Source organism: Mammaliicoccus sp. J-M41 (assembly GCF_022385935.1).
GTDB lineage: Bacteria > Bacillota > Bacilli > Staphylococcales > Staphylococcaceae > Mammaliicoccus > Mammaliicoccus sciuri_A.
In genome coordinates this window covers 1-10169 of sequence record NZ_JAJNIR010000052.1, presented here as the reverse complement: position 1 = coordinate 10169, position 10169 = coordinate 1, and the positions used below count along the sequence as shown (strand labels likewise).

The 10169-nt window shown below is 33.1% G+C and carries 8 protein-coding genes; 2 read left to right on the top strand and 6 right to left on the bottom strand.

Features of this window, described 5'->3' with window-relative positions; translation table 11 throughout:
* Positions 1 to 191: 191 nt before the first annotated feature.
* From LQ686_RS13460 to dcuS, 5 genes are all read right to left on the bottom strand, one after another.
* Complete coding sequence (locus tag LQ686_RS13460; RefSeq protein ID WP_103361036.1) at positions 192 to 791, bottom strand: hypothetical protein; 600 nt, start codon at positions 789 to 791, stop codon at positions 192 to 194.
* Positions 792 to 929: 138 nt separating this feature from the next.
* A complete protein-coding gene (locus tag LQ686_RS13455) occupies positions 930 to 2111 on the bottom strand; it encodes an NAD(P)-dependent malic enzyme (RefSeq protein WP_037589142.1) in 1182 nt (393 codons plus the stop codon).
* A gap of 27 nt (positions 2112 to 2138) precedes the next feature.
* Positions 2139 to 3482: a 2-hydroxycarboxylate transporter family protein gene (locus tag LQ686_RS13450; protein WP_119593922.1), complete on the bottom strand. Its 1344-nt coding sequence runs from the start codon at positions 3480 to 3482 to the stop codon at positions 2139 to 2141.
* 136 nt (positions 3483 to 3618) lie between these two features.
* A complete protein-coding gene (locus LQ686_RS13445; protein ID WP_025905397.1) occupies positions 3619 to 4332 on the bottom strand; it encodes a response regulator in 714 nt (237 codons plus the stop codon).
* Positions 4326 to 5933 (bottom strand): DcuS/MalK family sensor histidine kinase, encoded by a 1608-nt coding sequence (gene dcuS, locus LQ686_RS13440; RefSeq protein WP_239733451.1) that lies wholly within the window; start codon positions 5931 to 5933, stop codon positions 4326 to 4328. Before dcuS ends, LQ686_RS13445 begins: the two co-directional genes overlap by 7 nt.
* Positions 5934 to 6129: 196 nt before the next feature.
* On the opposite strand from dcuS, the gene LQ686_RS13435 reads away from it, so the two are divergent.
* On the top strand, positions 6130 to 6522 hold the full coding sequence (locus tag LQ686_RS13435) for a (deoxy)nucleoside triphosphate pyrophosphohydrolase (RefSeq protein WP_025905399.1): 393 nt from the start codon (positions 6130 to 6132) through the stop codon (positions 6520 to 6522).
* Between the two features lie 2 nt (positions 6523 to 6524).
* On the top strand, positions 6525 to 9407 hold the full coding sequence (locus tag LQ686_RS13430; protein ID WP_107596897.1) for a DEAD/DEAH box helicase: 2883 nt from the start codon (positions 6525 to 6527) through the stop codon (positions 9405 to 9407).
* 41 nt (positions 9408 to 9448) lie between these two features.
* On the opposite strand, the gene LQ686_RS13425 is transcribed toward LQ686_RS13430, so the two are convergent.
* Positions 9449 to 9922: a GNAT family N-acetyltransferase gene (locus LQ686_RS13425; RefSeq protein WP_107566037.1), complete on the bottom strand. Its 474-nt coding sequence runs from the start codon at positions 9920 to 9922 to the stop codon at positions 9449 to 9451.
* Between the last annotated feature and the right edge of the window lie 247 nt (positions 9923 to 10169).

Here is a 10169-nt window from a genome sequence, read left to right as displayed (position 1 = left end):
ATTATTTCTCTTGTGCTAAATCCTTTGAGTTTCATTTCTACTACTTTATATTTTGTTTCAACTGAATATGCCACTCTTTTCATAGAAAAAAACACCTCCGTATAAATTCATTTTAATATGAATTCAACGAAAGTGTTTTTATTTTACTCCCACATCCTGGGGTTAGTGCAATCATCATAGCTGGCATTATCTTATCTTTGTATTTGATCGGCATTTTCAATGGCTGTTATTTTACCATTCTTTGTCGTTATTAATATCGAGAAAGAATTGTTTGGATTATCATCATAAACTAACCCATCGCTATTTTCTATCGTTGGTGTTCCGTGAACGGATTTAAATGCTTCTACTGTTACATTTGTTGGTGCTACATATATATGCTCTGCTTTATCTTTACTATTATATTTTACAGCTACGTTGCCATATTTTTCAGCATGAGATTGTCCAGCTTCTATACGTCCATCTGACTTCCCGAATTTCTTTTCAATGGCATCTCGCGACAATCCAATACCTACTCCATAAAACCCGCTTCTTACATCAGCATTCATAAAGCCTTGGCTAAATTGAGTCGTTTGGACATCGATGCTTGGAGGATCGCCTTCTGGTTCCTCAGAATCATCACTGGATTCTTTGTCATGACTTTCCTCACTACTCGGTTCTTTATCAGCTGTTTGTTGATTACTAGAAAATTCAATACGATTATCACCAGCAATAAATTGATACGCAATGAAACCAAATACACCAACGATTAAAAGTAGTAATACTAATATCATTCCCGAAAATATCTGTTTCAAATTCCTTCCTCCGAACTGTAATTTTCATAAAAAAGTTTATAAATGTATTGTAATTCATATCAAAATGACTTTCTATAGTAACCTAAAATAAAAAAGAATAGATTTCTCTATTCTTTTTAAACTATTTCTAAATATACCTTACACCAACACTTCTGTTTTATTTTCTACGCATTGTTGGACTGATGCTGCTACTTGATCGACGACTCTTTTTTCTAATGAATTTGGTATGACATAATTCGCATTGAGTTCGTCTTTGTGAATTGTTGCTGCTATGGCTTTTGCTGCTGCTATTTTCATTTCAGTTGTGATATGTTGTGTCTTGGCATCTAATACTCCTCTAAATATACCAGGGAATGCTAACAGATTATTAATTTGATTTGGATAGTCTGAACGACCCGTTCCAACGATTGCTGCACCCGCTTCATACGCTTCTTCCGGATAAATTTCTGGTGTTGGATTCGCTAATGCAAAGATAATTGGGTCGTTGTTCATTGATTGAACATGTTCTTTTGATAATGCTTTTGGACCTGATACGCCGATAAATACATCTGCATCCTTTATGACATCTTCTAAAGTACCTTGTATATTATCAAGGTTTGTATATTCAGCAATTTCTCTTTGTGCATCATTCAACCATTCTTCTGATTTATTTAAGACACCTTCTAGACTGACGAGCGTAATATTTTGATAACCCGCTTCTAACAATAATTTCGCAATCGCAATACCTGCTGAACCTGCGCCATTTATAATGATTTTCGCATCTTTTTCTGCTTTATCTACAACTTTAAGTGCATTGATTAATGCTGCAAGTACGACGATTGCTGTTCCGTGTTGATCGTCATGAAATACAGGTATATCTAATTCTTCTATTAAACGCTTCTCTATTTCAAAGCAACGAGGTGCTGAAATATCTTCTAAATTGATACCTGAGAAATTAGGTTGTAATGCTTTAATAATTGAAATGATTTCTTCAGTATCTTTCGTGTCTAATGAAATTGGAAAAGCATCAACATTCGCAAGTTTTTTAAAGAGAATGCTCTTACCTTCCATAACAGGAATGGCTGCTTTTGGACCGATATCACCTAAACCTAGTACTGCTGTTCCATCTGTAATAACTGCAATCATGTTACCTCTTGCAGTTAATGTATTTACTTTTGTTTCATCTTCAGCAATTGCTCTACATACTGCAGAAACACCTGGCGTATAGACAACACTTAAGTCTTCTTCTGAAGTCACATCTACTTTGCTCGTGATTTCAATTTTACCTGCGCGTTCTTGATGTAAATTTATAGATTCACCGTATTCATTACTTTCAGTCATTTTTAATTACTCCTTATTTATTTATATTTAGCTTAATAATTTTAATAAAAGTGATGCTAAGATTACGGTAGATACACCACCGATTCTAGTAGCAACTTGTGCAAACGGCATTAATGCCATACGTTTAGACGCTGATAATATCGCAACATCTCCTGTACCACCTAAGCCACTATGACAACCTGTTACGATGGCTGCATCAACGGGATACATCTTCATTAATTTTCCTACGAAATATCCAGATAATATCATGACAAATACAACTGACGCACATACGATAACGTATGCTGGTGTTACAATCTTCACAACATCTTCTAAAGGAATATAAAGCATACCGAGACCGACCATTAACGGCCAAGTTAAACTTGTTGAAATAAATTTGTATAAATTATGCGCACCGTCTTCCATTTTGTGTGGCATCACTTTAAGACACTTAATTAGTGTCGCAAATAAAATCATAATAACCGGTCCTGGGACACCAATGAATTTCTGACCAAGTGTACCAACAATAAAGAATGTACAAGCAATGAGTAAACCTGCACCCATTAGCGAGAAATCAATGACTTTCTCTTTCTCTTCATGAACTTCATTACCATCTTCAGATTTTACTAATTTCCCATTTCCTGAAAGATGTTTTTTCTTTTCACCTAAACGCATCATAAGCCCTGCACTGACAACTGCGAAGATATTCCCAATAACAGCTGCTGGAATCATTTGAGATACGAATGATTCTGCTGATCCACCTAAAATAGATGAATATGCAATAGATAATGGAAGTATCCCTTCACCGATACCGCCACCGATAATTGGAACAACGATATAGAAGAAAGTATGTTGTAAATCATATCCAAACAATAATCCAACTAACATACCTGCTACGACAGCTAATACTGTACCCACTATTAAAGGTACAAACATGCGTGTGAAACCTTGAATTAACATTTTTCTATTCATGCCTAAAATACTGCCGACTACTAAACAAGAAATATAGAAATACAAGAAATTAGACGTCTTCATCAAAGTCGTAACGGCTTCCATTGAAGAGGTATTAATCACGTTTAAAAATACTAAAATAGAAGGTACAAGCAATGCTAATATAGCTGGTCCACCTATTTCTTTTAATATAGGAATTCTCTGCCCTAAATCGCCAAGCAATATTCCTAAAATCATGATGACAGCAAATCCACCAATCATATCTGCTGGTAAAGTATTATATACAGATGCTGTTAATATAATTGCAGCTAAGACAATGTATAACGGTAATGGTAATACACCAACTTTAGCTTTCATTAATTTTTCCCATAAGCTTTTTATATTATTTTGGATAGGCAACTCATTCTCGGTAACCGCTTCCAAATTGGTCTTCGTATTCATTTTTATCCCCCTTAATTGATATAAACTCATTTTATGAAAACGCAACCAAAAATTATAGCTTATGAAATTTTAATCATCTTTTTGTAATTAAAAAAACCAAACGAAACGTATCGTTTGGTTTTTCATTTAGACATCATCATGACATATAGCCTTGTAAATATTTTAAGTTGTCTTTATTTAACTTGTAGAAGTAGATCGGTCGGCCGATACCATATGTTAATGACTCTTCTAAAACTTCAATATCTGTTAAGAATTTTAAATACTTTCTTACAGATACTCTTGAAATATTAACTGCTTTAGAAATATCATCTGTTGAAAATGCATGATCTTCAAAGTCATTCATCTTCTCAATGATGCTTTGTAACGTTTCTTTTGTGACACCTTTTGGCAATTTCAGTTCTGAATCATCTGTAACAACTTGTTTATTCAAGAACTCTGCATCAATATCTGCTTGTTTAATTTGATGATTACCTTTAAAGAAAGTCTGTCCTTGCTTGTATTTAAGTAAAGACTTCTTAAATCTTTCAAATTCAAATGGTTTAATTAAATAATCTACCGCGCCATATCTGAAGGCTGTCTGAATATCTTCAGCATCTGTAGCAGCTGTTATCAGTATCGCATCTACTTGATAACCTTGCTCTCTTACATATTTCAAAAAAATTAAGCCATTTTCTTCTGGCATGTATATATCTAACAATAATAAATCGATCGTCTTTGACTGAATGACTTCCATTGCTTCTGTTACATTCTTTGCAAAATCAACTAACGCTTCAGGATCTATTTTTTCAATAAATTGACGATTAATTTGCGCAACCATTGGATCATCTTCAACTATAAGTATATTCAACATTTATCTTCGTCCTTTTTGAGATAGTTTATAACAACTGAGAACTGTACATTCCCTGCTTCATGGGCATCTATTGATATTTGACCATCAAGCTTTTCAACACTTTGTTGAACGAGGTGTAAACCATACCCTCTATTCTCACCTTTAGAAGAAAAACCTTTCTCAAATATATGTTCATCTAGTTCATGATTAAGCCCTACGCCTGAATCTATCACATCAATCATTAATTGGTTCTGTTTGTAATCCAAGTGTACGTCTATTGTTTTCTTTTTAAGTGATGATGATACTAATGAGTCTATACTATTATCAATTAAATTACCTATAATAGTAATCACTTCATGCGTAATATATGAATCTTTCGGTTCTGGTATCGTAGTATGATTCACGATAGAAAGCTTGATTTGTTGTTCACGCGCCAAACTAAGTTTACCAATTAAGAAACCAGCTAGTACAGCATCTTTAACCTTCGATGTGATATTTCCCCTCTCTTGACTACCGAGTTCAACAATTTCACGTATGTACTGTTTTAAATCATCATAATGTTCCATCTGCAACATCCCAGAAATCACATGCAATCTATTACTAAATTCATGCGATTGAGCTCTTAACGTATCTGCATACGTCCGAACTCCTACCAACTGCTCTGATAATTTATGCACTTCTGTCTTATCTCTAAACGTCGATATCGCACCTACTATGTCATTATTCACAATTAATGGTACTCTATTCACCAATATCTTCACACCATTAATATCTTGCTCTTTATCAAGTTCAGGCTTACCAAGTTCTACAATCTTCGGTAATTGCGTCGAAGCCATATAGTCATTTATTTGCATTCCTATAGGATCACCTTTAAGACCTGCCTTCTTAAAAATATCCATTGCAGACTTATTGACCAAATTAATTTTACCTTCTTTATCAACTGCCACAATCCCTTCATGAACAGACTGTAACATCGTATTACGTTCACCTAGAATTTTCGCGATATGAGAAGGTTCAAGTCCTAACAAAATACGCTTAATATAAATCGATAATAAATACGCGCCAATAGCACCTACGATTAAACCAATCACAGATCCAATAATAATTTTCTTATTACCATCCGCCAACGCTTCATAAACTGTCTGCATAGGCACACCAACCGATACCGCACCCACTTGTTTACCATCAGCATATATAGGCGTAAAAGCACGCATCGTTAAACCAAGCGTACCTCTTGCTATAGACGTACCAGGTTTGCCATGTAAGACGTCCCCTTCATCGCCACCTTTAAAATGCTTACCAATCAACTTCTCATTCGGGTGAGACTTTCTAATGCCATTCATATCCATGACAACAATAAAACTCATGTCCGTTGTTTTTTGAATCTTAGACGTATATTCTTGAATTTTACGATCATCACTATCCTCAGCCAAAGACTTCTGAACAACCTCAGAACCCGCAATCGTCTTACCAATAACCTCCGCCTTCTCCTTCGTTGTTCTATGAATCGTATCCTTAATCGTATTACTGATTAATAAACACGTAATTAATAAAGAAAATAGCACCACAATACAAACCACAATAATCACAAGCGTACGCAACTTTAATCTTTGCTTCTTCAAAACATAACCGCCTTTAGTAAACATTACAAATGTCATTAATTATTAAGAATATATCATATTCTTAGTTTTCATATAATAAATCACTGGAAATTATCTAAAGTTGAATTTTTATGGATCGTAATTTTACATTTTATTAACCTTGAGAACAATTTTTGATAAAATATAGACAAATATCATAATTTTTGGAGGTAATATTTTGAAAAAACAAATCGAAGTTGTAGGTGCAATTATCTTTAATGATGATAAGGTACTTTGTGCACAAAGAAATGAAAATATGAGTTTACCTCTTATGTGGGAATTCCCTGGCGGTAAAATAGAAAAAGGTGAATCTGAAATAGAAGCTTTGAAACGAGAGATCAGTGAAGAAATGTTATGTGATCTTGAAGTTGGTGATAAAGTTACTTCTACTTCTTATGAATATGACTTTGGAATAGTTAACCTTCATACATATAAATGTAAATTGAAAGAAAAAATGCCTACACTTACTGAACATAAAAGTATTCAATGGCTTGATGTTAAAGATCTTGAAACTTTAGAATGGGCACCGGCCGATATACCTGCTGTCAAAATCATTGTAGATGAGGTATAAATATGAACAATTTATTAGAAGACTTTAATCAGTCGCTACACAAAGGGTTTATAGATCGTACAATTTCACATAAAGGTAATTTCATGCCGAAATTATTAGTTAATAATAATGAAGAAAATGTACTTTCTACTATTATTAATGAACTGCATAAATGTAAGACATTCACGATTTCAGTCGCTTTTATCACAGAAGGTGGATTAGCAAGTTTAAAATCGCATCTATATGATTTAGACAAAAAAGGTGTTCGAGGTAAAATTATTACTTCGAATTATTTGGGGTTCAATACGCCTAAAATGTATAAAGAATTATTAAAGCTTAAAAATGTAGATGTAAAATTAACTGGTGTTAATGGATTTCACGCTAAAGGTTATGTATTTGACCATGAACATTATTCGTCCATGATTGTCGGAAGTTCTAATTTAACTTCTAACGCTTTAAAAGTTAACTACGAACATAATATCTTACTTTCTACTCAAAAGAATGGCGACCTCGTTTATAATATTAAAGCACAATTTGATGAACTATGGCATAATAGTACCCCTCTTTCTGATGAATGGATTCAAGATTATGAGAAGACATATGATGCCCGTAATTTAAAAGAAGCACAACGCATTACCGAGCAACAAAATGAAATCCAAAAAAATATTGATGCAGCAGTTAGAATCGAACCTAACATTATGCAAAAAGAAGCATTACATTCATTAGCTGAACTCAGAAAAGAGCATAAAGATAAAGCACTGATCATTTCAGCTACTGGTACAGGAAAAACAATTCTCTCTGCATTAGATGTGAGAAGTTACAATCCTAATCAATTTCTATTTATCGTTCATAATGAAGGTATTTTAAAAAGAGCTATTCAAGAATTTAAAAAAGTACTGCCATTCGCACAAGATAAGGATTTTGGCTTATTAACAGGGAAACAAAAGAATACTAACGCTAAATATTTATTTGCAACGATTCAAACATTATCTAAAGAAGATGTTTTTATGCAGTTTGATGAAAAGTACTTTGATTATATCGTTTACGATGAGGCGCATCGCTCTGCTGCCTCATCATATCAAAAGGTATTCAATTACTTTACACCTGATTTTGTACTTGGTATGACCGCAACACCTGAAAGAACCGATAATTTAAATATATTTGAAATGTTTGATTACAACATCGCTTATGAAATTAGATTACAAAAAGCGCTAGAAAGTGAAATACTCTGTCCCTTCCATTATTTCGGTGTCACAGACTATGTGCTTAATGGTCAATCTACAGATGATTACAGTAATTTAGCAGATTTAACTTCTGATGAAAGAGTTAAACATATTCTAGAAAAGACTCAATACTATGGATACTCTGGTGACACACTTAAAGGACTTATTTTCGTTAGTAGAAAAGATGAAGCATGGGAGCTCGCTAATAAATTAACTGCTCTTAACGTACCTTCACTTGCATTGACTGGTGAAGACAACATGGATAAACGACAAGAAGCAATCGAACAACTAAAATCAGGAGAAATCAATTACATTATTACCGTTAACTTATTTAACGAAGGTATTGATATCGCACCTGTAAATCAGATTGTCATGTTAAGGGAAACAGAATCAAGTATTATCTTTATTCAACAGCTTGGTAGAGGCTTAAGAAAAGCAGAAAACAAAGAATATTTAACGGTTATTGATTTTATAGGTAACTATAAGAAAAACTACCTCATTCCAGTCGCATTATCTGGTGATCAATCACAAAATAAAGATAATTACAGAAGATTTATAGCGGATAATACTGCATTAACAGGTGTTTCTACTATCAACTTTGAAGAAGTAGCTAAGAAACAAATATATGATTCACTGAAACAAGTCAACTTGAGTTCAGCAGCTCACATTAAACAGGCATTTAATGAAGTTGAACAAAGAATTGGTCGAACGCCATTATTAATGGATTTCATTAGACAGAATTCTATAGATCCTAGCGTGATATATTCTAGTGACAGTACTTATAATAACTATCATGAATTCATAGTCAGATTCAAGAAAACTGAAGACACATTAACTAAAAATGAAAGTCTCAACTTAACGTTCTTGTCTCGAGAAATCGCACCAGGCTTAAAAAACGTTGATTATACAATTTTAGAAGCTATTATTAGAAGACCTCATAAAATACATGAGCTACTACCAATCGCACAACAAATTGATTCAAACGTTACAAACGATGACATTCAGACAACCTTGAAAATTTTAGACCATCGTTTCTTTAGCGTTACAATAAACAAAACGTATGGTAGCCCTATTATCAACATAATCGATGATGAGGTTAGACTGACCGATACATTTTCATCAGCACTAGAAAAAACAGTATTCAAAACATACGTTGATGACATTATTGAATTAGCTAAATACAATAACATGGTACATCACGGTAACCAAAACGGCTTACTACTATATAACAAATATACAAGAAAAGACTTCGTTAAATTACTAAACTGGAAATCTGATGAGTCCGGAACAATAAACGGCTATAAATTCGGAAATAATACTTTACCAATTTTCATTACATATCATAAACAAGATGATATCAGTGATAATACAAAGTACGAAGATGAATTCCTAAGTCCCGACGAACTCAAATGGTTTACAAGAAGTAATCGTACATTAGAATCAAAAGAAGTCCAAAAAATCTTAGCACATCAAAAAAATAATATAGACATGTATATCTTTGTAAAGAAAGAAGACGTGGCAGACGGAAAAGAATTTTATTACCTGGGAAAAGCCCACTACATTAAAGATTCAGCAGAACAAACAATCATGCCAAATGCGAAACAACAAAATATCGTCACAATGACATTATCTATGGAATCACCTGTAAAAGACGAAATATATAGATATATCATAGAGGCGTAGGGAAGAGTCTAGGACATCATTGTTCTAGACTTTTCAATTCTCTACAAATATTTCTCCAACACTATTTCATCTCGAATTGGAATTCCGTTTTCTGCAAATTGTGGAATGGATGGCTTTTGTTTTCTTGCTTTTTCTACTGCATTTGGAATAACTTTTCTGATGTTATATCCTCTTTTTTGATAGAACTTCAAAGCATTTAAGTTATCATTTGTTGTTATGACTGAAATGTTTGTTATATCCTTTTCCTCAGATATTTCTTCTAACTTTTTCAACAATTGACTTCCTATTCCTACATTCTCCCTAAAACTATCCAATGAAATAATTTCTATTTGATCATTTCTTATTATATATGTAATCACACCAATTATTTCCGCTTCATCGTACGCAACAAATCCTGGTAAATCTGATAATTGATATGTTCCTGAAGAGACAACCATTTCATCATCACCCCAGTTATCAATATACAAATCGATGAGTACTTGTTTATTGATGTCATTAGTATGAATCACTTTCATTGTTAATCACCTGCTTCTTATACTTTAACCAAATTATATTAAATACTCTTTAATTTGTGCTATGAGCACTAAATTATTACAAAAAAATAACCATTCCCAACTTTGATACACTCCCCTAAAAGCAGACACTTTAAATATAAAAAGTGGACTATATTATGCACTAACCCCATGATGTGGGAGTAAAATAAAAACACTTTCGTTGAATTCATATTAAAATGAATTTATACGGAGGTGTTTTTTCTATGAA